Source organism: Xanthomonas pisi DSM 18956 (assembly GCF_001010415.1).
GTDB classification, from domain to species: domain Bacteria; phylum Pseudomonadota; class Gammaproteobacteria; order Xanthomonadales; family Xanthomonadaceae; genus Xanthomonas; species Xanthomonas pisi.
The window spans coordinates 1-24,286 of the sequence record NZ_JPLE01000083.1; the positions used below are offsets into that span (position 1 = coordinate 1).

16 protein-coding genes are annotated in these 24,286 nt (G+C 67.0%); 3 read left to right on the plus strand and 13 right to left on the minus strand.

Annotation, left to right across the window (positions count from 1 at the left end):
- Nucleotides 1-531: 531 nt before the first annotated feature.
- The 6 genes from Y887_RS16120 to Y887_RS16145 form a co-directional block, all read right to left on the minus strand.
- A complete protein-coding gene (locus Y887_RS16120; RefSeq protein ID WP_046965316.1) occupies nucleotides 532-1,929 on the minus strand; it encodes a glycoside hydrolase family 28 protein in 1,398 nt (465 codons plus the stop codon).
- Nucleotides 1,930-2,245: 316 nt separating this feature from the next.
- Nucleotides 2,246-3,364, minus strand: coding sequence for a rod shape-determining protein RodA (rodA, locus tag Y887_RS16125; RefSeq protein ID WP_046965317.1), 1,119 nt, complete (start codon nucleotides 3,362-3,364; stop codon nucleotides 2,246-2,248).
- Nucleotides 3,361-5,421, minus strand: a complete 2,061-nt coding sequence (mrdA, locus tag Y887_RS16130; protein WP_046965318.1) for a penicillin-binding protein 2 — start codon at nucleotides 5,419-5,421, stop codon at nucleotides 3,361-3,363. Before mrdA ends, rodA begins: the two co-directional genes overlap by 4 nt.
- Before the next feature lie 3 nt (nucleotides 5,422-5,424).
- Nucleotides 5,425-5,910, minus strand: a complete 486-nt coding sequence (gene mreD, locus Y887_RS16135; protein WP_046965319.1) for a rod shape-determining protein MreD — start codon at nucleotides 5,908-5,910, stop codon at nucleotides 5,425-5,427.
- A complete protein-coding gene (gene mreC, locus Y887_RS16140) occupies nucleotides 5,907-7,184 on the minus strand; it encodes a rod shape-determining protein MreC (RefSeq protein ID WP_046965320.1) in 1,278 nt (425 codons plus the stop codon). Before mreC ends, mreD begins: the two co-directional genes overlap by 4 nt.
- Nucleotides 7,185-7,356: 172 nt before the next feature.
- A complete protein-coding gene (locus Y887_RS16145) occupies nucleotides 7,357-8,403 on the minus strand; it encodes a rod shape-determining protein (protein WP_003482734.1) in 1,047 nt (348 codons plus the stop codon).
- A 276-nt stretch (nucleotides 8,404-8,679) separates the two neighbouring features.
- On the opposite strand from Y887_RS16145, the gene Y887_RS16150 reads away from it, so the two are divergent.
- The 3 genes from Y887_RS16150 to Y887_RS16160 all read left to right on the plus strand — a co-directional run bounded on the left by Y887_RS16150 (nucleotide 8,680) and on the right by Y887_RS16160 (nucleotide 13,053).
- Nucleotides 8,680-9,612, plus strand: coding sequence for a carbohydrate kinase family protein (locus tag Y887_RS16150; protein WP_046965321.1), 933 nt, complete (start codon nucleotides 8,680-8,682; stop codon nucleotides 9,610-9,612).
- A gap of 453 nt (nucleotides 9,613-10,065) precedes the next feature.
- Entirely contained in the window at nucleotides 10,066-10,593 is a 528-nt protein-coding gene (locus Y887_RS16155; RefSeq protein ID WP_046965335.1) for a hypothetical protein, read from the plus strand.
- A 486-nt stretch (nucleotides 10,594-11,079) separates the two neighbouring features.
- Nucleotides 11,080-13,053, plus strand: a complete 1,974-nt coding sequence (locus tag Y887_RS16160) for a sigma-54-dependent Fis family transcriptional regulator (protein ID WP_046965322.1) — start codon at nucleotides 11,080-11,082, stop codon at nucleotides 13,051-13,053.
- Nucleotides 13,054-13,730: 677 nt separating this feature from the next.
- On the opposite strand, the gene Y887_RS16165 is transcribed toward Y887_RS16160, so the two are convergent.
- The 7 genes from Y887_RS16165 to Y887_RS16195 all read right to left on the minus strand — a co-directional run bounded on the left by Y887_RS16165 (nucleotide 13,731) and on the right by Y887_RS16195 (nucleotide 24,286).
- On the minus strand, nucleotides 13,731-16,022 hold the full coding sequence (locus tag Y887_RS16165) for a TonB-dependent receptor (protein ID WP_425445634.1): 2,292 nt from the start codon (nucleotides 16,020-16,022) through the stop codon (nucleotides 13,731-13,733).
- 151 nt (nucleotides 16,023-16,173) lie between these two features.
- A complete protein-coding gene (locus Y887_RS16170; protein ID WP_046965323.1) occupies nucleotides 16,174-17,280 on the minus strand; it encodes an S-(hydroxymethyl)glutathione dehydrogenase/class III alcohol dehydrogenase in 1,107 nt (368 codons plus the stop codon).
- A gap of 35 nt (nucleotides 17,281-17,315) precedes the next feature.
- Nucleotides 17,316-18,368, minus strand: coding sequence for a beta-propeller fold lactonase family protein (locus Y887_RS16175; RefSeq protein ID WP_046965337.1), 1,053 nt, complete (start codon nucleotides 18,366-18,368; stop codon nucleotides 17,316-17,318).
- A gap of 11 nt (nucleotides 18,369-18,379) precedes the next feature.
- Nucleotides 18,380-19,036, minus strand: a complete 657-nt coding sequence (locus Y887_RS16180; RefSeq protein WP_084726075.1) for a c-type cytochrome — start codon at nucleotides 19,034-19,036, stop codon at nucleotides 18,380-18,382.
- A gap of 25 nt (nucleotides 19,037-19,061) precedes the next feature.
- Nucleotides 19,062-20,837, minus strand: coding sequence for a quinoprotein dehydrogenase-associated putative ABC transporter substrate-binding protein (locus tag Y887_RS16185; RefSeq protein WP_046965325.1), 1,776 nt, complete (start codon nucleotides 20,835-20,837; stop codon nucleotides 19,062-19,064).
- On the minus strand, nucleotides 20,834-22,852 hold the full coding sequence (locus tag Y887_RS16190; protein WP_342749442.1) for a methanol/ethanol family PQQ-dependent dehydrogenase: 2,019 nt from the start codon (nucleotides 22,850-22,852) through the stop codon (nucleotides 20,834-20,836). Before Y887_RS16190 ends, Y887_RS16185 begins: the two co-directional genes overlap by 4 nt.
- Nucleotides 22,853-23,656: 804 nt before the next feature.
- Entirely contained in the window at nucleotides 23,657-24,286 is a 630-nt protein-coding gene (locus tag Y887_RS16195) for an HAD family hydrolase (RefSeq protein WP_046965326.1), read from the minus strand.

Below are 24,286 nucleotides of genomic sequence, written 5' to 3' on the forward strand. Positions count from 1 at the left end.
GGACGGAGGGCTGGGCTGGGTCGCGCAGGCGACAAGGCCGAGGGTGAGCAGGCAGGTCAGGGTGCGTCGAATCATCGGCCGAGGGTAACAGACATCAGATGAACTTCTGGCAATAAGGCCATGAAACGAAAGAGCTTTAGCCGAAGTCAAGGCGTGCCGCAGCATTGCTCGATGCGAACGGGTCACTCCCTTGGGCAGACGCGGCAAGAAAACCCCGGGCGCGCGCGGGCGGGACCGCGGGTCAGGGGCCAGGTGTCGAGGGAGCCCGGCAGCCCGCGGGCCGGGCGCAGCGGAATACGTCTGGCGGGCGTGGCGGCGGCAATCGCCGCCGGCGTGGGATCGCAGTCTGCAGGCGCGCTACCAATGGCGCGGCACACGGCGTCGATGCCTCAGGACGGCCCGATCACTCGACCGGTCGGTTCGACCGATCGGTGCCACGGCGGCAGACGCTGCAGCACCTCTCGGCGCTGCAGCGTTGCGGGAAAGAACAGCAGATCGGGCGCAGCGCGAGGAGCGGCCGCGCCCGATCGGTCACAGTGCCGGGAAGCGCGGCGCCGTCGAGCAGGTCGGGATGGCACCACTGACTTGCACAGCGCCGGTGGTGACATTGGTACCGGTCGGCGTCAGATCACTGTTGACCAGCCCGATCTGTGCGTCGCTGGCAGCGACGGCCGTGTTGCCTGTCGCAAGATTGGCCAGCACTAGGTCCAACGGCGTCTGCGCATCGAAGCCCTTCAGGATCCAACCCTTGCCCTTGAGGCCGGCATCGGCGGTGGTACGCAAACCGTTGACGACGATCTCCTTGAAGCTGGGCTTGGTCCCGCCGGTACCGGACGCATAGAACGGGTTGATCACCAGCGGGCTGGTCACACCGAACAGGCAGGTATTGCGGTAGGTGATCAGGCTGACCGGGCCGCCCTTGACGATACTGGTCTTGATGCGCAGCCCGTTGTTGTCGGTACTGCGGTTACCGGCATCGTCGGTGGCGGTGATGACGTTGTTGTCGACCAGCACATTGTTGACCCCGAACATCACTTCGCTGCCGATCGAGATGCCGTGGGTGCCGTAGCAACGATTGTCGCGCACGGTGATGTTGCCGGACTTGGAGGCGATGGTCTTGATCGCCACGCAATCGTCTCCGCCCATCACATCGTTGTCGACCAGACTGGCGTTGGTCACGCTGTCCAGATCCAGGCCATCGGTGTTGGGGCTGGTGGCCGGCGATTTCACCCGTACGCCCCAGATGGTCAGGCCATCGACAATATGCGCGAAGAAATGAAAGTACGCAGCGTTGATCAAGTTGATGTCGTACAGCGTAAACGCCGTGGAATTCTGCACCTTGATCAGGTCCGGGCTGTTCTGTACCTGACCGGCCGCCTTGGCGTTTTCGCCGAACTCCCACCAGGTGGTGCTCTTGCCCAGCATGGTCAGATCGCCGCGGCCATCGATGGTGCCCTGACGCCCGCCGGTGCGGATGCCCATCACGCCCGACTTGGCTCCCTTGACGCTGATCAGCGGCGCGCAGCCGCCGCTCTTGGAACCTGCCACGCCGCAGCCGCTGCCGTAGTCGGCCGGATTGCGTGAGCCGTACAAGGTGACGCCCTGGTCGACCACCAGCGTGACGCCGCTGGGAATGGTCAGCGGGCCGGTCAGAAATGCGTTGCCGCTGCCGCCGGTCAGCAGCACGCTGCCGTTTTTGCAGGCATTGAGCGCGGCCTGGATGGTCTTGGTATCGGGTGGCGAGTGCTCGGTCGCATCGTCGAATTGACGCCCGGTCGGCGTCAGCCCAGCCTTCAAGGACGGCGAACACGTGGCTGGAGGTACGGGTTGCGCGACAGCGCGGGTATCGCCGGTGGCGAAGGTGACGGCACTGGCCTGCGCGGACAGCAGCAGACAGACACCGCCGACGGCGGCGGTTAGCAATTTCATGGAAAGAGGCACCCGAAAGAGGAATGGCGCGCACCTGCACAGGCCACGCGACGCGGCCGCCATCACTGCAGCGGCGTGGCGGACTCTACGGAGCGCGCCCCGCGCGTGCAGAACGCGAGCGAACCAAACGCCGCGCGCGCGAAGTCGGCCTGCATCGCCGTGCCGTCATTGCAATGCAGCGCGCAAAACGCGGGGTTGCCGATGCTTGGCCGGCGCGCTGACATACGCGTGTCGCATCGATCAGGGTTGCACTGCCACGCATGCCGCCGACGCGTTACCTGCGCCGGCGCACGCACCGATGCGACCACGCGAGGCTTCAATATCCATGCACCGGTCGGTGCGTCTTCACTGCCATCACCAGGCCCAATCCGGCCAGCAACGACACCGCCGAGGTGCCGCCGTAACTCATCAACGGCATCGGCACGCCAACCACCGGCAGCAGGCCGGAGATCATGCCGCCGTTGACCAGCACATAGACGAAGAACGCCAGGCCGGTGGCGCCTGCAACCAGGCGCGAATAGGTGTCGCGCGCCTGCGAGGCGATCCACAGGCAGCGGCCGATGACGATGAGATACAGCGTGAGCACGGTGGCTACGCCGATCCAGCCGAATTCTTCGCTGAGCACCGAGAACGCAAAGTCGGTGGTCTGTTCGGGAATGAAGTTCAGATGCGATTGCGAGCCCAGTCCCCAGCCCTTGCCATCCAGCCCGCCGGAGCCAATGGCGATCTTGGACTGGATGATGTTCCAGCCGGCGCCGAGCGCGTCGTTCTCGGGGTTGAGGAACATCATGATGCGGTCCTTCTGGTAGGGCCGCAGCAACCAGAACCAGGCTACCGGCGCGGCCGCCGACACGCCGCCCAGGCCCACCGCCACCCACCACCACGGCAGGCCGGCCAGCAGCAGCACGAACACGCCGCTGGCGGCGATCAGCACGCCGGTGCCGAAGTCCGGCTGCAACATGATCAGCGCGGTGGGCACGCCGATGATCATGCAGGTGACCAACACGGTGGAGATGCGCGGCGGCAGCGGCATGCGGTGCAGATACCAGGCCGCCATCATCGGCAGGCTGATCTTCAGCAGCTCGGCCGGCTGCAGATAGAACACTTTCAGATCCAGCCACTGCCGGCCGTATTTGCCGGTGCCCAGTGCGAACACCGCCAGCAACGGCAGCATCGACAGGCCATACACCCACGGCGTCCAGGCGCGCAGGCGTAGCACCGACATGCGCGAAATGCCCCACATCGCAGCCAGGCCGATGACGAAGCGCACGGCTTGCGCCATCACCAGATGATCGCCGTTGGCAGCGCCGCCGGCGCTCTTGAGCACCGACAGGCCGATCACCATCAGCGCGCCCAGCGCCAGGCACAGCACCCAGTCCAGGCTGCGCGTGAAGCGCGCGGCCATGTCCACCAACCAGCGCGCGATGTCACTCAATGATCGGTCTCCTGCACCGCATCGGGCACATCCGGCACCACCGGCTGCGCGGGCGTGGTGGGATCCAGTGCGACCGCGGTCTGGCCGATCACCACCGGCAATTCTTCCAGCGTGGCGGCTGCCGCATCGCCGGCCGCCCGTGCATCGGTGGCGCCGGCTTCGAACTGGTTGATGCCCACGGCGGTCATGCCGAGCTCGCTGTCCAACGGCAGGATGCCCGCGGGCATCTTGCCCAGCAGCCAGGCGTCGAAGATCTTGCGGGCGATCGGCGCTGCCGAGCTGGTGCCGAAACCACCGCCCTCCACCGCCACCGCCACCGCGATGACCGGGTTGTCGGCCGGTGCGAAGCCGACGAACAGGCCTCGGTGGCGCAGGTGCAGCGGCAGGCTGCGCGGGTCCACGGCGGCCACGCCCTTGCGGCTGACCACCTGCGCGGTGCCGGTCTTGCCGGCCATCTGGTACGGCGCGCCGGGGGTGATGGCATAGCCGGTGCCGCCCGGGCGCATGGTGTCCATCATGCCCTCGCGCACCACCTGCAGGTGCGCCGCGCTCGGGCTGATCGGCTTGCCCGGCGGCTGGATCATCGGCTGCCAGGGGTGGTCGAAGCCGGTGCGCTGCTCCAGCACCAGGTGCGGGCGCAGCAGCAGGCCGCTGGCGATCGCCGACACCCCGCGCACCAGTTGCAGCGGGGTCACCTTCCAGTCGCCCTGGCCGATGGCGATGTTGACGGTGTCGCCGGGATACCAGCGCTCCTTGCGTGTCTTGTACTTGTAGGCCGGCGACGGCAGGATGCCGCCGATTTCGCCCAGCAGGTCCACCCCGGTGGGCGCGCCGAACCCGTACCCGCCCATGTACTGGTCGAAGCGCTCGATGCCCATATCCACCGCCAGGCGGTAGTAGTAGGTGTTGACCGATTGGGCGATGGACTTGCGCAGATCGGTCCAGCCATGGCCGCCGCGATGCGAGTCGCCCCAGCCGCGGCTGACGCCGGGCAGGTAGAACATGCCGGTGGAGAGCACGCGGTCTTCCGGCCGGCGCAGGCCGCTATCGAGCCCCGCCAGGGCGATCAGCGGCTTGAGCGTGGAACCCGGCGCCACGCCACCCAGCACCAGCCGGTTGAACTGCGGCCGCGACGGATTGTCGTTGAGCATGCGGAAATCGGTATGCGAGATGCCGTTGACGAACAGGTTGGGGTCGTAGCTGGGCAGGCTGACCATGCCCAGGATCTCGCCGGTACGCGGGTCCATCGCAATGGCCGCACCTTCGTGTTCGCCGAACGCGGCCACCATCGCACGCTGCAGATCGGCATCCACCGATAGCCGCAGGTCCGCGCCCGACTGCGGCGCGACCCGCCCGACGGTGCGGATCGCGCGGCCCTGCACATTGGTTTCGACCTGTTCGTAACCCACCTGCCCGCGCAGGTCCTGTTCGTAATAGCGCTCCAGCCCGGACTTGCCCATGTGGGTGAGCGCGGCATTGCCCTCGCCCAGCACCGCCAGGTCCTTCTCGTCGATGCGGCCGACGTAGCCGATGATGTGCGCGAACAGCGGCCCGTACGGGTAGCGCCGGGTCAGGTAGGGCTCCAGCTCCACCCCGGGGAAGCGCCAGCGCTCCACCGCAAAGCGCGCCATTTCCTCATCGCTCATGCGCAGCTTGAGGGTGACCGGCAGGAAGCTACGGCGCGCGCGCCGCTCGCGATTGAAGCGCTCCAGATCCTCCGGCGCGATCGGGATCACCTTGCCCAGCGCGGCCAGCATGGCGTCCATGTCGGCGACCTTGTCGGGGGTCACGTCCAGGCGGAAGGCCGGCACGTTCTCGGCCAGCAGCCGGCCGGTGCGGTCGTAGATCATGCCGCGCCCGGGCACCACCGGCTTGGGCTTGATGCGGTTGGCTTCCGAGCGGGTGGCATAGACCTCGTGGTCGAGCACCTGCAGCTTGAAATACCAGCCGCCCAGGCCGACCAGGCAGATCACCACCATCACAAAGCCCAGCACCGCGCGACGGCGGAACTGCTCGGCCTCGGCATGCGGGTTCTTGGGCTGACGCCGACCGTGCATGGGCTACTTCTTGCTCCGCTTGCCCAGCCGCAGCGCATCCAGCAACACGAACAACGGCGGCCACAGCGCCATGCCCAGCAGCGGCGCCCACCAGTAGCTCCACGGCAGGGTCGGCTCGCCCACCGCCAGATGCACGGCCGAGGAGACGATGCGGTCGTTGAGCAGCAGCCCGCCGATCGCCAGCGCCTGCTGCGAGACCGGGAAAAACCGCATCCGCGCACGGAAGCGCTGCAGGATGAAGGTCATGATCACCAGCCGCAGCGCCTGCTCGCCCAGCAGCCCGCCGTACAGCAGGTCGGCCAGCACACCGGCTACGAAAGCCACACCCAGGCCCACCCGATCCGGTTCCTCGATCACCCAGTAGGCCAGCACCAGCGCCACCCAGTACGGACGCAGCGGCTGCACCACCGCCGGCAACGGCAGCAGGCCCAGCACCAGCGCAATGACGATGCTCGCCGGCAGGATCCAGGTGTTGCGCATGCGGGTCATTGGTCCGTCTCCGTTGGAGCCGGACGGGATTGGGGATTGGGGATTGGGGATTGGCTGGAAGCAGCGCCCTGTGGTGGGGACGAACGGGAATCGGGATTCGGGCCGTTGGATGCGGTCGATGAGGGACGGCGGGCGGGCGTGCTGGCCAGGCGGCCGGACGCTGGCGCACTGGACGGCTGCGCGCCGGACGCGGCAGGTGTCGCTGCGGACCGTGCAGGCGGCGCGGTGCCAGTGCCAGTGCCAGTGCCGGATGCCGCGGTGGCCGTGGGGCGGGCGGTATCAGTCGCTGCGTTGGAAACCCCGCCCGCCGGCGTGCGCGGTGTTGCAGTCACCGGCGCGCCGGCCGCCGCCGCGACGCCGTTGCTGTTGCTGTTGCTGTTGCCGTTACCAATCCCAACTCCCGACTCCCCAATCCCGGCCCCAGGCACCACCCGCAGCGGCTTGCCGGCGCGCAGCAGCAGCACATCGCGGCCACGGTCCAGTTTGGCGGCCGGGGTCAGCTCGCCGACCAGGAAGGCGTGGGTGTCGTCGGGATGCAGTTCGGAGACCTTGCCGACCGGGAAGCCGGCCGGGAAGCGGCCGCCCAGGCCGGAGGTGACGATTTCATCGCCCACCTGCACGCCGGCGCTCAGCGGGATGTCGCGCAGCTCCAGGCGGTCGCCGCGGCCATAGACGATCAGGCGCACGCCGTTGCGCGCCACGCTGACCGGCACCGCGTGGTCGGGGTCGGTCAGCAGCAGCACGGTCGAATGCAGCGGGGTCACTTCGATCACCTGGCCCATCAGGCCGCCGGCATCGATCACCGCCTGGCCCATCAGTACGCCATCGCGGCTGCCGGCATCCAGCAGCAGACGCTGACGGGTCGGGTCCAGGTCGATATCCAGGATCGGCGCCAGCTGCACGTCCAGGCCACGACGCTCGGCCACGTTGAGCAGCTCGCGCAGCTGCGCATTATCCAGCGCGGCGGTCTGCAGCCGGGTCAGGCGCGCATTGGCGACCAGCAGCTGATTGCGCAGGTCGCGGGTTTCCTCCACCAGTTGCGCGTGCGTTGCGGCGTTGTCGCGTACCTGCGACCCGATACGCCCCGGCAACCCGGCCACCGCCCAGATCGGCTGGATCAGCAGATTGGCCTGCATCCGCAGCTGGCTCAGCCAGCTGCCGCGGCTATCGAGCGCGATCAACGCGATCGCCAGCACCAGATAGACCAGCAGCCGCAGCGTGGAGGTGACTTCGCCCGGACGGGAGGCGACGGGAGGACCGGCGTAGGAGGGCACTGTCAGGGCCGGGATTGGGGATTCGGAATTGGGGATTCGGGGAGCGGTTGGCTGGCCCCGAGACGAATGCGGCTAACACGTGAATCAGCGGAACTGCGCGGCAATCCCGCCGGGCAGTAGGCAGGAACCGCTTTTGCGAATCCCGAATGCCGACTCCCCAATCCCGAACGCTTCACTCCGGCGCGAAGAACTCATTGCCGTGCATGTCCACCAGCTCCAGCGCACGGCCGCCGCCGCGGGCCACGCAGGTGAGCGGGTCGTCGGCCACCTGCACGTGCAGGCCGGTTTCTTCGGAGATCAGGCGGTCCAGGTCGCGCAGCAGCGCGCCGCCGCCGGTGAGCACGATGCCGCGCTCGGCGACGTCGGCGCACAGTTCCGGCGGGGTCTGCTCCAGCGCCAGCTTCACCGCCGACACGATGCCCGACAGCGGCTCGTGCAGCGCTTCGAGCACTTCGTTGGAGTTGATCTTGATCATCTTCGGCACGCCTTCGGCGAGATTACGGCCGGAGATTTCCATCTCCTGCACCTCGTCCTGCGGGTAGGCGCAACCGATCTGCAACTTGATGCGCTCGGCAGTGGCCTCGCCGATCAACATGCCGTGGTTGCGGCGCACGTAGTTGGTGATGGACTCGTCGAAACGGTCGCCACCCACACGCACCGACTGCGAGTAGACGATGCCGTTGAGCGAGATCACCGCCACTTCGGTGGTGCCGCCGCCGATATCGATGACCATCGAGCCGCGCGCCTCGGTCACCGGCATGCCGGCGCCGATCGCTGCGGCCATGGGTTCTTCGATCAGGTACACATCGCGCGCACCGGCCTCTTCCGCAGATTCCTTGATCGCGCGGCGCTCCACCTGGGTGGAACCGGCCGGCACGCACACCAGCACGCGTGGGCTGGGGCGCAGGAAGCGCGACTTGTGCACCTTCTTGATGAAGTGCTTCAGCATCGCTTCGGTATAGGTGAAGTCGGCGATCACGCCATCCTTCATCGGACGGATGGTGGTGATGTGGCCGGGGGTGCGGCCGAGCATCTGCTTGGCCTCGGCGCCGACGGCGGCCACCGAGCGCGTGCCGCCGATCGCGCGGTCCTGACGCACCGCAACCACCGATGGCTCGTTCAGCACGATGCCCTGTCCGCGCACGTAGATCAGCGTATTGGCCGTGCCCAGATCGATGGACAGGTCGTTGGAGAACATGCCGCGCAGTTTCTTGAACATCGAGGGAGTTGTTCCTGGGGTAAGTCGCGTGCCCGCCGCCAGACTGGCGAAATTTTGGGCAGAAAACGAAGTCCGCTAGCCTAGCAATCCCCCCCGGTGCGGGCAAGGAAAAATCGGTTATCCCGGCCCGGTTTTCATGTGCCGGTCACGCCGGGCATGGCACGCGGTTGTGGCCCTGATCGATCACAGCCGTTACCCTTTGCGCCGCGGCGTTGGCGCCGTCCCGCCGCCATGCCGGCAACTGGCGGGTATTTCCTTACGCAAAGGCCTGACTCGATGTCCGCACTGATCTGTGGTTCCCTCGCCTACGACACCATCATGGTGTTTCCGGACCAGTTCAAGAACCACATCCTGCCGGACAAGGTGCACATCCTGAATGTGTCGTTCCTGGTCCCGCGCATGCGCCGCGAGTTCGGCGGCTGCGCCGGCAACATCGCCTACAACCTGCACCTGCTCGGCGGCGCGCCGATCCCGATGGGTACCGTGGGCCAGGACTTCGGCCCGTATCGCGAACACTTCGAAACCCTGGGCATCGACCTGTCGCGGGTGAAGATCATCGACGACCTGTTCACCCCGCAGGCCTTCATCACCACCGACCACGACAACAACCAGATCACCGCGTTCCATCCGGGCGCGATGATGCGCAGCTACGAAAACCACGTGAAGGACGTGCCGGGCGTGACCCTGGGCCTGGTCGGCCCGGACGGGCGCGAAGGCATGATCCAGAACGCGGAAGAGTTCGCTGCCGGCGGCATTCCCTTCATCTTCGACCCCGGCCAGGCGATGCCGTTGTTCAACGGACCGGAACTGCGCGAATTCATCGAACAAGCCGACTACGTCGTGGTCAACGACTACGAGTCCAACCTGCTGCAGGAACGCACCGGCTGGAACGAGAAGGACATCGTGTCGCGCGTGCAGGCCTATATCACCACGCAGGGCCCCAAGGGCGCGCTGGTGCATACGCCGGAAAAGACCTACGACATTCCGCCGGCGCACGAGCGCCGCGTGGTCGACCCCACCGGCTGCGGCGATGCGTTCCGCGCCGGCCTGATCTACGGCATCCAGCACAACTACGACTGGCTGACCATCGGGCGCATGGGCAACCTGATGGGCGCGCTGAAGGTGGAACACCCCGGCACCCAGAACCAGCGCTTCGACTTCGCCGAGTTCAACGACCAGTTCAAGCAGCAGTTCGGTTACGCGTTGTAAGCGCGGCCCGGAGCGCGCCGAGCGAACAGCCCGGCACCCGCTTGCCGGGCCGCTTGTGTCAGGGATAGGCTCGCGGCATTCGCGTCAGTGGAGGGTGCCGTGGGAAATGCGCTTGTTCCGTCCAGCGGACGCCTGACCTCGGCCAAGAGCGCCGTCCGCCTTTGCCTGGCGCTGTGCATCGCCGCCTTGTGCGGATGCGGCAACTCCGGGCAGGCGGCGCAGCCGCCCCCCCCATCTGCAGCAGCTCCCGTCGATGCCGGCCATGCCACCGCCCCGCCCACCGCTGCCGCCACCGCGCCTGCGGACACCGTGGCGGCGGCGCTTCCTGCGCCCGGCCACTACGCCACCGAGCATGGCTGGGGCCAGCTCACGATAGAACCCGATACGCAAGGCACCTCCGGCTTCTCGCTGGAAACGCTCAATGCCGATGCCAGCTGCAGCTTCAGCGGCAAGCTGCGCGGCACCCAAGCGGCGGTGTACGACGGCGACCAGCCTGGGACCTGCACTCTGGAGATCGCCAAGACCGGCGCCGGTGCCGCGATCCGCGCCGCGACCGGCAGCGAGCACGCCTGCCGGGAGTATTGCGGCGGCAACGGCAGCTTCGAGGGCGATTACCTGCCGCTGGCGGCAGCCTGCGAGCCGAGCGCCGTGCAGCGCACGCGCAAGGCGTTCCAGTCGCTGTACGACCGCAAGGACTACGCGAAAGCCGAGGCGACGCTGGCGCCGCTCTACCGCAGCTGCCTGGCGACCGCCAGCTTCAGCGACGAAGGCGCGATCCGCAACGACTACGCGATCACACAGCACAGGCTCGGCGACGATGCGGGATGCCTGCAGACACTGGCCCCCTATCGCGACGACGCCAACCGCAGCGACGAGGCCATCACCGACGGCATGAGTCCGGCCATCGTCGACGATTACCTGGGGGTGATCCGCGCCGCGCGCACCAACCTCAAACTCTGCGGGCACGGCGCGGCGGGCTAGCGCGCTCTGAGGCGGTGCTGAGCGGCACCGGTGCGACAGCTCGGCTACGCACCGCGCGCTCGCCTCCATCCGTGCACCGCGACCAACTCGCATCGGTGGTGCGGGCACGCGAGAGCCGTCCACCGCACGCTCCCTTCCCCGACGGATGCCGATCCGCGCGACCTCTGATGCGGCCGGCCGGCACATACGCGTCGAAAGGCTCCCTCGCACCAGCCCGCACGCCACCCCAGCCTGCCCTTGCTCCACTGCCGCGCAAGCCAAGCACCTCGGGTCCCCTCGCCTTCTCACACCGCCAAGAGAAGGGCATGTCAGCCGTCCTGGAAACGCCGCGCGGCAGCGGCCGCCACCGCGCCGCAAACGCCCTGGCAGCCAGTCTGAAGAGATTGTCCGGCACGCCGCGCGTCGCAGTTTGCTGCAATGCAGTTTGAGCATAGCTCCGGTTTGTGCCTTTACTGACGTCTCGCGCCCACTGAGGAACGCTGGCCCATGTCCGAGCCAAGCGTTGTCGCCGCTCCCTCCATCACCCTGCCGGAGATCGAACCGGATGTGCTCCGGCAGATCAGACGGCTGCGCGACATTGCGCCATTGGCGGCGCCGCTGTCGCGGTCGTGGCGGCGCTGTCTGGACGACTACGCGCTGCTGCCCGAGGCGATGCCCGAGCCGTTGGTGCACGACGCCCTGCATGTGCGTGAGCGCCAGCAGCGCCTGGGCGAGGTGTTGCGTATCGCCAAGGTGGAAATGGAAAACCTCTACGAGCAGATCGCCGGTAGCGGGTACGCGGTGATCTTTGGCGATGCCGAGGCCACCGTGCTGCACAGCGTGCACGACTCCACCCTGCTGCGCGAGTTTCGCCAGGCAGGGCTGTTCTGCGGCGCCAGCTGGGCCGAATGCCATCAGGGAACCAATGGCCTGGGCACCTGCGCGGCCGAGCGCACCGCCGTCAGCGTGCATCGCGGCGAGCACTACCTGACCCGCCACCTACCGCTGTCGTGCAGCGGCGCGCCGATCCTGGACCCGCACGGCGGGCTGCTGGCGGTGCTGGATGCGTCCAGCCCCAACGCGCAGGACAGCAAGCAGATCCAGCGCCATACCGTGGCACTGGTGAGCATGTCGGCCGCGCAGATTTCGCGCTCGCATTTCCTCAATCAATTCGGCCACGCCTTCATCCTGCGTTTTCATAGCCGCCCGGAATTCGCCGGGCTGTTGCACGAAGCACTGATCGCCATCGATACCGACGGCCGTGTGCTGGCGGTCAACGAGGCGGTGCTGGAGCAACTGGGCAAGGTCGATCGCAGCCAGTTGGTGGGCCGCAATATCTCGCAGGTGATGCAGCTGGATTTCGACACCCTCGAGCACCGCGCCGGCAGCGATGCAGGCACCTTGTGGTCGATCCGCTGCGCCTGCCACGGGCGGCGTTTCTACGCACTGGTGCGCCCGCCGCGTGCACGCCCCGCCCTGCCGGCGGTGGGCGGGCCGGCGCATCTGGCGCCGGATACCGAGCTGCAACCCGGCGAGCATGTGGGCTCGGATCCGCGCATGCGCCACAACCTGGCCAACGCGTTGAAACTGGCGGCGCATCGCGTCTCGATTTTGCTACGCGGTGACACCGGTACCGGCAAGGAAGAATTCGCAAAAGCGGTGCATCGTGGTTCGCCCTGGGCCAGCGGCGCATTCGTGGCGATCAATTGCGCGGCGATTCCAGAAGCGCTCATCGAAAGCGAATTGTTCGGCTATGCGCGCGGCGCTTTCACCGATGCCGCGCGCGAAGGCCGGCATGGCAAATTGCTGCAGGCCAGCGGCGGCACGTTGTTTCTGGACGAAATCGGCGATATGCCGCTGCCCTTGCAGAGCCGCCTGCTGCGCGTCCTGGAAGAACAATGCGTCACCCCGCTGGGTAGCGAACGTGCAGTGCCGCTGGAGCTGCACGTCATCAGCGCAAGCCATCGCGACCTGGCCCAACGCGTGGCCGCGGGCGAGTTTCGCGAGGACCTGTACTACCGGCTCAACGGCGTGGTGTTGCATCTGCCCCCGCTGCGCGAACGCAGCGACAAAGCCGAGTTGATCCGCACCTTGCTGCGCGAGGAAAACGCTGAGCACAGCGTGCGCATCAGCGAAGAGGCGATGCACAAACTGCTCAGCTACGCCTGGCCGGGCAACCTGCGCCAACTCCGCAATGTGCTGCGCACCGCGGCAGTGTTGTGCAGCGACGGCGTGATCCGCCTGCCGAACCTGCCGCAGGAAATCGTCGATGCCGGCAGCGCGCCGTGCCTGGTCGATGGGCGTGCCGTGGCCGCCGACGACATGCCTGGCCGGGTGGCCCTGGATCAGGCCGAACGCCTGGTGTTGCAGCAACAACTCGAGCGCCATCGGTGGAATGTCAGCCGCACCGCCGATGCCCTGGGCATCAGCCGCAACACGCTGTATCGCAAGCTGCGCAAGCATGGGTTGGATACGGGATGATTGAGGGGCGGGGATTTGGGATTTATTGGGGAATTGAGAGGCAGGGATTTGGGATTCGGAATTGGGGATTCGTCAGAGCCAAGGCGGGGTCTCTCAGCGCTGGTACTTGGAGCGATTAGAAAACTCCTTCTCCCTCATCAGCTGGGTGCTGCTGTGGTTTGGTGCGGCATCTAGCATGCGTACATGCCGCGATTGTGGAGCGGATGATTTGGGGCTTGGTTGCAGGGCCCTTGCCCGCCCACCATCGCGGGACACGCCGCAAGTACGTCCTTGCAAGCTCTTACGCGGCATCCATACCACGTAAGGTCCGCGACGGTGGGCGGGCAAGGACCAGTTGAGCTGGTCGGTGTGCACGGTAGGAGCGATTGATGCGCGTTGTTCGATCATGACGTGTCGGCTCAACACCTGATGCGCAACGCGCTACAAGCCGCTTTTCACACGACCACCGATTCACTCTCTGGTGCGGTGGCCTCGCCGATTGCGGGACCGTGTGGCGGCATGGATGCCGCCACACGGTCCCCATGGATGGGTTCACGGCGTGTCCCGCGAGCGGTGAGGACACCCGCGCCCTGCACCAGCGCAGCTCGGCACCATCCAGATGACGCTGCGGGTGACCGGCGCGTGCGCCTTGCACCTTACGAATCCCTAATCTCCAATCCCGAATCCCCGCCTCAGCCTCATAACGCCCAACGCAACCCGATCAGATACTGCCGCGGCACACCTGGTGCGAGGAAACGGGCCGGGCCGGTTTCCACTGGTGCATCTTGCGGGCGCGCCAGTTCGCCATCGGGAAACACGTCTTCGGCTACGGCGGCATAGGTGGCGTAGTGGCGATCGAACACATTGTCGATACGCGCGAAGACCGACACGCGCGTGGTGATGGCCCAACGTGCCTGCAGGTCGACCAGCGCATAGCCGGCGGTGCCGATGTCGATGCGCTCGGGTGCCGGCTCGCCGTCTTCGGTATTGTCGACCTGCCCATCCTCGTTGCCGCTGGCCACGCGTCCGGATACCGCGCGCACGCCGGCACCCAGGGTCAGCGCATCGCGCTGCCACTCCACGCCGAGCTTGAGGTTGTGCCGAGGTAGCGCGGCGATCCGCAGACCGGGCCGCAAGGTAATCACGCGCTCGCCGGACAGCAACTGGCCATCGCTGCGATAGGTCGCGTCCAGATAGCTGTACCCGGCAGACCATTGCCAATCGCCACTGCGCAGGTGCAGCGCGGCGTCGACGCCCTGATAGCGGGTGCGGCCGACGTTATCGAAATAGCCCAGCTGCGTATCCGGCGCACGCAAGAACAGGATGTCGTCGCGATTGTCGGCGCGGTATACCGACACGGTGGCATTGCTGTCGGCCCATGGAGACCAGCGTGCGCCCAGCTCGACGGTCCGCGACACGATCTGCTCCAGGCGCGGGTCGGCCTGCAGGCCGGTCGGCAGCCGGCACGGCTGGGTGGGGTCGGCACACCCCAGCTCGATGGCGGTCGGCGCGCGCGTGTTCTGCGCCACCGAGCCGTAGACGGTGAGGCCGGAGTCCAGCCGATGGGTGAGCCCCAGCGATGGGTTGGCCTTGGCATAGACGAAGCGCTCGCGCGGGCGGTCGCCGTCGTCGGCGGTGGACAGGATGTTGTCGACCACCACCCGGTTCCAGCGCACTGCGGCGGTGAGGTGGGTGGCCGCGTCCAGCTCCCAGGTGTCTGCGACAAACGCGCCCAGCGTCTTGGTGCTGCCGCGCACGCCGGAGAAGAAGGCGCGCTCGGCGTCGGGGTCTGCGAGCACCGACCGGTCCGGCTGCACCCAGCCCTCGCGGGCGAATTGCAGGTAACGCACATGGCCGCGGTCGAAGGTGACCCCGGCGCTGAGCGCATGCGCAGCCCATTGCTTGCTCAGGTTGATCGCAAGCCCCTGCGCTTCCTGGCGCATCTGGGTGGTATTGAGGGCGCCGGTATGCAGCGCATCGGCATCGGCGCGCGCCACCTCGCAATCGGCATCCAGCGCGCTGCCATCGGCCGCGTAGCCGGAGGCGCATTCTTCGACGAATTCTTCGTAGTCTTCGCCGATGTCGCCGTTGACGGTGTCGCGCCGGCCAACCCGCGAGTACGCCAGCGCATGCAGCGCAGTGTCCGCATCGAACCGATGGTCCAGCTGCGCCGTCAGCAGGGTATTGCGATTGCGGGTGAGATCGGGCGAGGTATACACCGCACGGCGGTCGGCACGGTACAAGCCTGGCTCGGGTCCTTCGTCGGTGTAGCGGGTATCGGGCAGCAGCCCATTGCCGATCAGGCGGCTACGCCCGTGCAGCAGCGACAGGCTCCAGTCGGTGTCGTCGCCTTGCCGGCCCAGCTTGCCGAACACCGTGCCCAGGCGTCCTTCGGATGCATCGCGCCAGCCGTTTTCGTCGAAGCCGGTCACTGCGACAAAACCATGCCAGCCATCGCGACCGGCGATGCCGTAACTGGCATCGAGTCGCTTGCGTGCGCCGCTGCCGACGCTCAGTTCGCCCTGCAGTCCCGGGGCAGTGAGGCCGGATGCGGTGGACAGCACCACCGCGCCGCCCAGCGTGTTCGGCCCGAACAACGGGTTGGAACCGGGCATCAAGGTCACTGCGGTGATGGCCGATTCGGGCAGCATGTCCCAGCTGACGATATCGGCGAACGGTTCGTTGACGCGCACGCCATCCAGATAGACCGACACGCCTTGCGAGGCGCCCGGCAATGCCGATGCGCGAAAGCCATGGAAGGTCAGGTCGTTCTGAAATGCGCTGCCCTGCACATCGTTGCCATCCACGCCGACAAAGCGGCGTTGCAGCAGATCGCCGAGGTTGTTGCTGCGCCCGCGCGACAACTCCGCATTGGTCGCCGATTGCACCATGTACGGCAGCTGCGCCGCATCGATGGTGGTGCCGGGGATCGGCGTGGCGGTGACTTCGATGCGATCCAGCCAGGTGACTTGCGGCGTGTCGTCGGCCACTGCAGCGCCGATCGTGCCAGCGCACAGCAGTGCTGCGCATGCGCGGGCGAGCCGATGCGGTTGCAGTGCATCGCGGCCATGGCACGCGGTGCGAAACGGCAGTGTGTTGCGATACTTCGCCAGGTGATACGTCGACCTCATGTCGTCTCCTTCAATACCGCACGATCGATTTGATGCCGCGCGCCGCGCGCAGATCCGCCAGCGCCTGATTGATGTCGTCCAATGCCAGGGTACGGGTGATCAGCGGCGCCAGCTGGATGTCGCCCTGCAGATAGCGCTCCACATAGCCGGGCAACTCGCTGCGCCCCTTCACCCCGCCGAACGCGCTGCCACGCCACACCCGGCCAGTGACCAATTGAAACGGTCGCGTGCTGATCTCCTGCGCATCGTCGGCCACGCCGAGAATGACGCTCTCGCCCCAGCCCTTGTGGCAGCACTCCAGTGCTGCGCGCATCGCGCCAACATCGCCCACGCATTCGAAACTGTGGTCGGCGCCACCGTCGGTGAGGTCCACGATCACCTGCTGGATCGGGGCGCCGTAATCGCGCGGGTCCAGGCAATCGGTGGCTCCCAGCGCGCGCGCCAAGGCGAACTTGCCCGGGTCGATATCCACCGCGATGATGCGCCCGGCATTTGCCAGGACCGCGCCCTGCACGACCGACAGGCCGATCCCGCCCAGCCCGAAGACCGCCACGCAATCGCCCGGCCGCACATGCGTACTGTTGAGCACCGCACCAACGCCGGTGGTGACCGTGCAACCGAGCAGGCAGGCCTGGTCGAGTGGCGCGTCCGGATGGATGCGCGCCACCGCAATCTCCGGCAACACGGTGTATTCGGAGAACGTGCTGGTGCCCATGTGGTGCAGGATCGGCCGCCCGTTCAACGAAAACCGGCTGCTGCCATCGGGCATCAGGCCGCGCTCCTGACTGCTGCGAATCGCCTGGCACAGGTTGGTGCGGCCAGAGCGGCAGAACTTGCAGACGCCGCATTCGGGCATGTACAGCGGAATGACGTGATCGCCGGCACGCACGCTGGTCACGCCAATGCCCACGTCTTCGACAATTCCCGCGCCCTCCTGCCCCAGGATGACCGGAAAGCTGCTCGCATGCCCGTGCGCCAGCGCATGCGCATCGCCGTGGCAGATGCCGGTGGCAACCAGCCGCACCAGCACTTCGCCGGGGCGCGGCGGTTGCAGGTCCACCTCTTCGATGCTCAGCGGTTGATTCGGGCCCCAGGCCACCGCAGCGCGTGTCTTCATCCCGCCTCCCCGGCGCGTCTGGGCATGGCCGCCGCTCAGCGCGCGATGACCACGCCCCACGGCAGTTCGCCGACAGGGATCTGTTTGAGTTCGCGCAAGCTGCCGGTATCGATCACGCTCACCGTGTTGGAGCGTCCATTGGCGACATACAACTTGTCGCCGGCCGGCGTGAGCGCCGGATTCCAGGGCCGTAATCCGACCGGAATCTCGGCCAGGCTGCGCGCGGTGCCGGTATCGATCACGCTGACCGTACCGGCACCGCCGTTGGATGCGTACAACCGCGTGCCGTCGGCCGAGAGCGTCACGCCGGCGGTGCGCACGCCGGCCGGCAGACTGGCACGGCGCGTGCGGGTCTGCAGGTCGATCACATCCACCACGTTGGCGGTTTCCTGCGCGATATAGACGCTGCGGCCGTCCGGTGCGAACGCCATGCCGCGGGGATGGCCGCTGGTGGCGACCACACCGCGCGACTGATGCGTGGCCAGCTCGATCATGTCCATGTCGTTGGAGCCTTCGTTGCTGGTGAGCAGCCACTGCCCATCGGGGGTATACGCGCAATGCTCCGGCGCCTGCCCACGCGTGGCGATGACCTGCTGCACGCGGAACTGCGCCGCGTCGATCAGCATCACCTGATTCTGCCCTTCCACGCACACCGCAAACTGCTTGCCATCCGGCGACAGCGCGATGCCTTCGGCGTTTTCGCCGATGTCCACTTGCCGCAAGACCGCGTCCTTGGCGGTGTCGAGTTCGATCAAACGGTGGTGCTCGGCATCGATCAGATACAGATGCCCCTGCGGGCCGGGCAACACCTGTTGCAGGCGCTTGCCGAGCTGGCCTTGCGCGGTGAGGGTGCGCACCACCGTATCGGTGCCGGTGTCGATCACCGACACCGTGCCGCTGCGCTGGTTGGGCACGTAGGCCAACACCGCCGCTGCTGACGGCGCCGGTGCCGCGCTGCTGGATGCAGCCGCAGATGCGGACGCCGTCGCCGCCGGGGCAGCCGCATCGCGCTGGCAACCGGCGATCAGCAACGCGCCCGATGCAATCACCGCACAGGCGCGCCGCCAGCGACCGGGTGCCGAGCGCAGTGCGCCTTGCTTCATTGCGCCTTGCCCGCGGTCTTGTTGATCGAATGGATGAAGGCCAGCAGCTTTTCGGTGTCGCCCGGCTTGAGCACCGGCGCGAACGGCGGCATCTGCCCCACGACTTTTTCATGCCCGATGCGGGTCTTGCCGTGCGTGATCATGGCCGCGGTGCCTTCGCTGATCAGCGTGCGCAGGGTGTCGTCATCGCTGCCGTAGACCCAGATGTCGTTGGTCAGCGGCGGGCACATGCCACCGCCCCCGGTGCCGCCGTGGCAGGCGTTGCAGCCGGCAGAGAAATAGATCTTCTTGCCTTCGGCGATCAGTTCAGGCGTGACCTTGACCTCCGGCCCCTTCGCAATCGGCGTCACCGTGGCCGGCGGTGCGGCTGGCGTGGCCGGGTCGGGCGCGGGCCCTGCGGCCGGATTGGGCATTGCCGCGGGTGCAGCTGCGGGCGGAGGTGGCGCGGCGGCATCGGCCGCCGGTGCGGGCGCGCTGGCGGCCGGTGGTGGCGCCGCATCGGACGCCGGTGCCGGCGGAGCCTCTTTTCCGCACGCAGCCAGCAGTGCGCTGAGCAACAACGCACAGACCGGCATGCGCATGGAACGATCGATACAACCCACAGTGGACTTGCGCATGAACGAACCTTTCTGATCGGAGGGAACGCCGCGCACCCCGTGCACGCGGCGGATGAAACAGTCAGCGTCTGGAAGGGCGCTTGGCCTCGTTGAGGAGCGCAGCCAACGCAGCATCGCCACGGTCCTGTGCCAATGTCGCAGCGGTCTTGCCATCGCGGTTGCGCGCCGCCGGGTCGGCACCGGCCGCCAGCAGACGCTTGGCGACGTCCTGGCGTCCGGCCGCTGCGGCCAGCATCAGGGCGGTGACACCGGCCTGGTTTGCATGTCCCACGTCGGCGCCTCGCGCGAGCAGCGCATCGAGGATGGCCGGGTCGTCACGCGCCACCGCAAACATCACCGGCGTAAATCCCTTGGCATTGGCGCGCTTGACGTTCGCCCCCGCGGCCAGCAATGCCTGCACCACGCTGGCGTCGGCATACGAGACCGCCAGATCCAATGCGCTCCAGCCATCGCCGGACACCGTATCGACCGGGGCGCGCTTGCCCACCAGCCGGGTCACGCTATCGGCATCATTGGCCCACGCGGCTTTCATCAGCGCAGTCCAGCCACTGGCATCGCGCGCCTCCAGGCGCGCACCGGCGTCCAGCAACAGCCCGACCAGATCCGGTTCCTGATTGCGGATGGCCTGATGCAGTGGCGGCTCACCGAGCAGATTGGGCGTGTTGGCATCGGCGCCATGCCGCAGCAACCACGCCGCACGCACTGCATCGCCGGCGTCCAGCGCATGCGCCAGCTCCTGGTTGGGGTCTGCCCCATCGGCAATGCGCAACTGCAACTGCGCCAGCTCCTGCGACGAGGCAGCCGGACTTGGCGCGGTCGATGCGGAAGCCGGTGTGACGTAAGGCCTATGCGATGGCAGATCGCCAGCCACGACGCAGTCGCTGCAACGCACCAGCGGCACGTGATAGCTGCGCAGGATCTCGGCGATCTTGGCGGTGTTGTCCTGCAGCGCGGTGTTCAATGCATCGCGCAGTGCGGCGTTCTTGCGCGATACCGCCCACGCCATCGAATATTCCAGCACCGCATCGTCGATGGTGTTCAACGGCACCACGCCCAGGCTGCTGCGCGCGGCGTAGTAACCGGCCACCGGGCCCCAGGATTCGGCCGCATCCAGTTCGTTGGCGGCCACACGCTCCACCAGCTTGCCCGGATGTTCTTCCGGGGCGGTGGCCGAGTCGTAGAACAGGTATTGCACCTCACCACTGATGCCGTGCTCGTACAGCGCCTGGCGCGCGGGTGAGCTCTGAAACACGCCCAGCCGCAGTTTTTTCAGCGCCGGATCGTCCAGCGATGTGGGCACCAGATTCAATCCCTTGCGCGTGACCAGCACGTAGGTCGAGCGGTACACCGGGCGCGTAGTCAGGCCCTGCTCGAAATCGCTGTTGAGATCCATCAGCAGATCGCAGCGGCCGGCAGTGATGGTGCTGCGCGCCAGCCCGCGCTGGTAGTAGGTGCGCCATTCGTATTCCAGGCGACGGCCCATGGCATCGGCCACCACCTGCGCAATCTTGTTCTGAAAGCCCTCGCCCGCCTTGTTGGACAACGGCATGTTGCCCGGGTCGGCGCACACGCGCAGCACCGTGGGATCGGGCGCAGGCGGTGGCGCGTTTGCCGGCGTTTGCGCGGCGGCGGGCGCTGCAGTGGATGCAGGCGCCGCTGCGGGCGCTGCATCGGAATCAGAAGCGCGAGCCGTCGGTGAGGACGGCTCGCGTGTGCAACCTGCGGCGACGAGTCCGAGGCTGCAAACCACCAGCACCTTGCGCAGGTGCCAGGTCATGCCGCGCACGCCGGCACGGCTCTGCCGACGTGCGCGTCCAACGCCTTGCGTGGATCTCATCGTGCCGTCTTCGCTGCTGCGTTGGCGGTGCCGCCGCCGGCGGCCGCAGTGGCGGTTGCGGTGGTGGTCACCGTCTTGCCGGCGCCATCCAGACGGAAGGTATGCACCATGCCGCCGAGCGGGATCTTGTCGAAGCCGGCGCCGAACGCCAGCCCGGCAGCACCCAGCGCGCCGTACGGATCGGACGGATCCAGGCCTGCCGCCACCGGCAGACCGATCCAGCCGCCGATGCCCGAGAACACCGCCACGTACTGGTGGCCGTTGGCCTTGTAGGCGATGGGGTTGCCGATGATGCCGGACGGCAGCTTCATCTCCCACAGCTTCTTGCCGGTGTCCTTGTCCACCGCACGGAACCAGCCATCGAGCGTGCCGTAGAACACCAGCCCGCCATCGGTGACCAGGGTGCCGCTCCACACCGGGAACTTCTCCTTGATCTCCCACTTGGACTTGCCTTCCACCACATCGAAGGCCTTGACGATGCCCAGCGCCCCCGGCTCGTTGGGCTTCATCATCACGTTGGCGAACACATACGGCAGGCCCATCATGGTGTTGCCGCGTTCCTGCGGTTCCAGCTCCATGTGCCAGTTATTGGTGCCGCAGAAGAACACCGCCGAATTGGCTGGATCCACCGAGCACGGCTGCTGATCCTTGCCGCCCATCGCCGACGGGAACGCCTGCACCTTCTTGCCGCGTTCCAGCGGCGAATGCGCGGCCACCTTCACCGGCCGGCCGGTCTTCATGTCGATGCGTTCGGCCCAGTTGGCCGGCACGAACTTGTGCGCGCGCAGCAGCGTGCCATCGCGACGATCGAGCACGTAGGCAAAGCCGTTGCGATCGAACTGCACCACCGATGGAACCTGCTTGCCGTCGATGGTCAGATCGACCAGGATCGGCTCGTTGATGCCGTCGTAATCCCACTGGTCGAACGGGGTCTTTTGGTAGCCCCACACCGCTTCGCCGGTATCGATCTTGCGCGCGAACAGCGTCATCGACCACTTGTTGTCGTGCTCGCCGTTGTTGCATTCCTCATGCGAGGTCTTGCCGCAGCGATACGACGGGCTCCACAGGCCGGGATTGCCGGTGCCGTAATAGACCAGCTTCAACTTCGGGTCGTAGCTGTACCAGCCCCAGGCTGCACCACCACCGCGCTTCCATTCGTCGTTGGGGAAGGTCTTGACGCCCAGGTCGCCGAGCTGGCCATGCTGCGGATTGGCCTTGTTGAAATCCGGGCCCAGGCAGATCGCCTTGTCGGTACCGGCGGCATCGCAGGACCATGCCTGCTTGCCATCGGACAGGTTGTAGGCGGCCACGCGACCGAGCACGCCGAACTCGTTGCCGCTGATGCCGGCCACCACTTTGCCGTCGGCAATGATCGGCGCCATGGTGATGGTTTCGCCCTTGTCCGGATGTGCGAGTTTCTGTTTCCACACTTCCTTGCCGGTCTTGGCATCGAGCGCGATCACATCGCCGCTCAGGCTGCCGAACACCAGCTTGCCATCGGCATACGACGCACCGCGGTTGACGGTATCGCAGCAGGCCACCGCCACCGAACGTTCGTCCTGTTGCGGGGTGTATTTCCACAACACCTTGCCGCCGTCGTCCTGTGCCGCCAGATCGATCGCGAACACGTTGTTCGGGTAGGCGCTGACCATGTACATGATGCTGCCGATCACCAGCGGCTGGCCTTCGTGGCCGCGCGTGGCGTCGGTTTTCATTTCCCACGACATCTTCAGGTTCTTGACGTTGTCGCGGTTGATTTCGGCCAGCGGGCTGTGCCGGGTGAGCGCAAAATCCCGACCGACGCCGCCCCAGTTGTCCGCGTTGCTGGCGTTGGCGGTGAATTCGCTATCGGTATCGACCACGGCAGCGGCGGGCGGCGCGGCGGCGGGTGCGGCTGCAGGTGCGGGCGCTGCGGTTTCGGCAGGCGTGTCTTTCTTGCAGCCGGCCAGTACGGCGCTCAGCGCAAGCATCAGCAACGCGCCGCTGCGGACGCTGCGACAGGAAGATTGGTGCATATGCGTCTACCCCTCTCGGTGAACAATCCAATCGAACGAAGAGCCACTGCGTTTGATGCACGCGACGACGGCGCAAACGGGTGGGTACCGCGAGAGGACAGAGCACAGCGCGTGCCAGCGCGCTGTTGCGTCGCAGCACCTTGCGGCGTCAGGGCTTTGTATGGCCGCAGTGAATGCCGCGCGAGCGGTGTATCGGATTTGGCACACTTTGCGCCGGGCTTGCTGTAGCAACGGTGGAACAGGTTGGGCGCGGACGCCTTGGTGGGGAGGCGGAACCGCCTGGTCGACCGGACGACGGAGGTGATCCTGGGGCCTGTGGTATTGGGGAAGGCCGCCAACGAGAGGGCAGCGAAGCTGCCGCGCTTGTTCTGCCATTGGAGGAATGCGCCGGAGCGGAGGGAACGGTGCTCCCACGCCGACGCGTTCGCGGTCGTGCGCTGGGCAAGCGCGATACCAGTGATCTGGTGGACTGCGCTTGATCCGTACCCTCACCCCAACCCCTCTCCCGCAGGGAGAGGGGCTTTAAGCGGCAGCTCGACTGTTTGTCCTTTTGTCCTTCTCCCGCCAGGCGGGAGAAGGTGGCGCGCAGCGCCGGATGAGGGTGCGGGCCAAGCCCCGCGCAGGTTGAACCAAACGACACGAAAGCTTGGCCCGTACCTTCACCCCAACCCAACTGGCAGTTGGCGTCATCAGTTGATCAAGACAGTTGCTCTCCCGCAGGGAGAGGGGCAATTGATGCGTCAACGTGTGCGAGTCGGCGGCGCGTCATGGTTCTCCCGTCGGAGCGATGCGACCGATGCGACGTCAGCCGTCTGCGCGGGACTGCCATTGCTGCAACAGTTCGCTGCAATCGCGCAGGCGCCAATCGGCCAGGCCGGGCCAGGGATCGCCGGGAGTGTTGACCAGCACGGTCGCTGCGCCAGCCGCGCGGCCGCAGGCCAGGTCGTTGTGGTGGTCGCCGATCATGAGCACGGCAGCGGCACTCACCGCCCAACGCTGCTGGAAATACTGCAGTCCGTCGGGCGCAGGTTTGGGCGCGGCCTCGTCGCGGCCGACGATGTCGTCCCAGGCGAAGGCATCGTCCAGGCCGATCGCCTCCAGCGTCACCTTCGCCAGGCTGCGTGCGTTGCGGGTCAGCAAACCGAGACGGCAGCCGTCGGCGTGCAGCGCGCGCACTGCTTCTTGCGCGCCTGGCGCAGGCTGCGCCGCTTCCGCCAAGGCGCGCTCGTGCTCCAGCAACCAGGCGTGCTTGGCCTGCGCCTGATCGGCGGGCAAGGCGGCCAGGTGATGCAGGATGTCGTCTTCGGGCGGAATCTCCAGCGCGCGCCGGATCAACGCGAAATCGTGCACCGGCAGCGTGAGCGTGCCATCCATGTCGAACACCCAATGCCGGTAGGCTGACAGCGGCAGTCGGGCTGCGCTTGCGCCATCCAT

Coding starts and splice junctions, on each gene's coding strand:
- Y887_RS16120 (WP_046965316.1), bottom strand. CDS start 1,929: ATGAAATTGCTAACCGCCGCCGTCGGCGGTGTCTGTCTGCTGCTGTCC.
- mrdA (WP_046965318.1), bottom strand. CDS start 5,421: ATGCACGGTCGGCGTCAGCCCAAGAACCCGCATGCCGAGGCCGAGCAG.
- mreD (WP_046965319.1), bottom strand. CDS start 5,910: ATGACCCGCATGCGCAACACCTGGATCCTGCCGGCGAGCATCGTCATT.
- Y887_RS16145 (WP_003482734.1), bottom strand. CDS start 8,403: ATGTTCAAGAAACTGCGCGGCATGTTCTCCAACGACCTGTCCATCGAT.
- Y887_RS16150 (WP_046965321.1), top strand. CDS start 8,680: ATGTCCGCACTGATCTGTGGTTCCCTCGCCTACGACACCATCATGGTG.
- Y887_RS16160 (WP_046965322.1), top strand. CDS start 11,080: ATGTCCGAGCCAAGCGTTGTCGCCGCTCCCTCCATCACCCTGCCGGAG.
- Y887_RS16170 (WP_046965323.1), bottom strand. CDS start 17,280: ATGAAGACACGCGCTGCGGTGGCCTGGGGCCCGAATCAACCGCTGAGC.
- Y887_RS16185 (WP_046965325.1), bottom strand. CDS start 20,837: ATGAGATCCACGCAAGGCGTTGGACGCGCACGTCGGCAGAGCCGTGCC.
- Y887_RS16190 (WP_342749442.1), bottom strand. CDS start 22,852: ATGCACCAATCTTCCTGTCGCAGCGTCCGCAGCGGCGCGTTGCTGATG.
- Y887_RS16195 (WP_046965326.1), bottom strand. CDS start 24,286: ATGGATGGCGCAAGCGCAGCCCGACTGCCGCTGTCAGCCTACCGGCAT.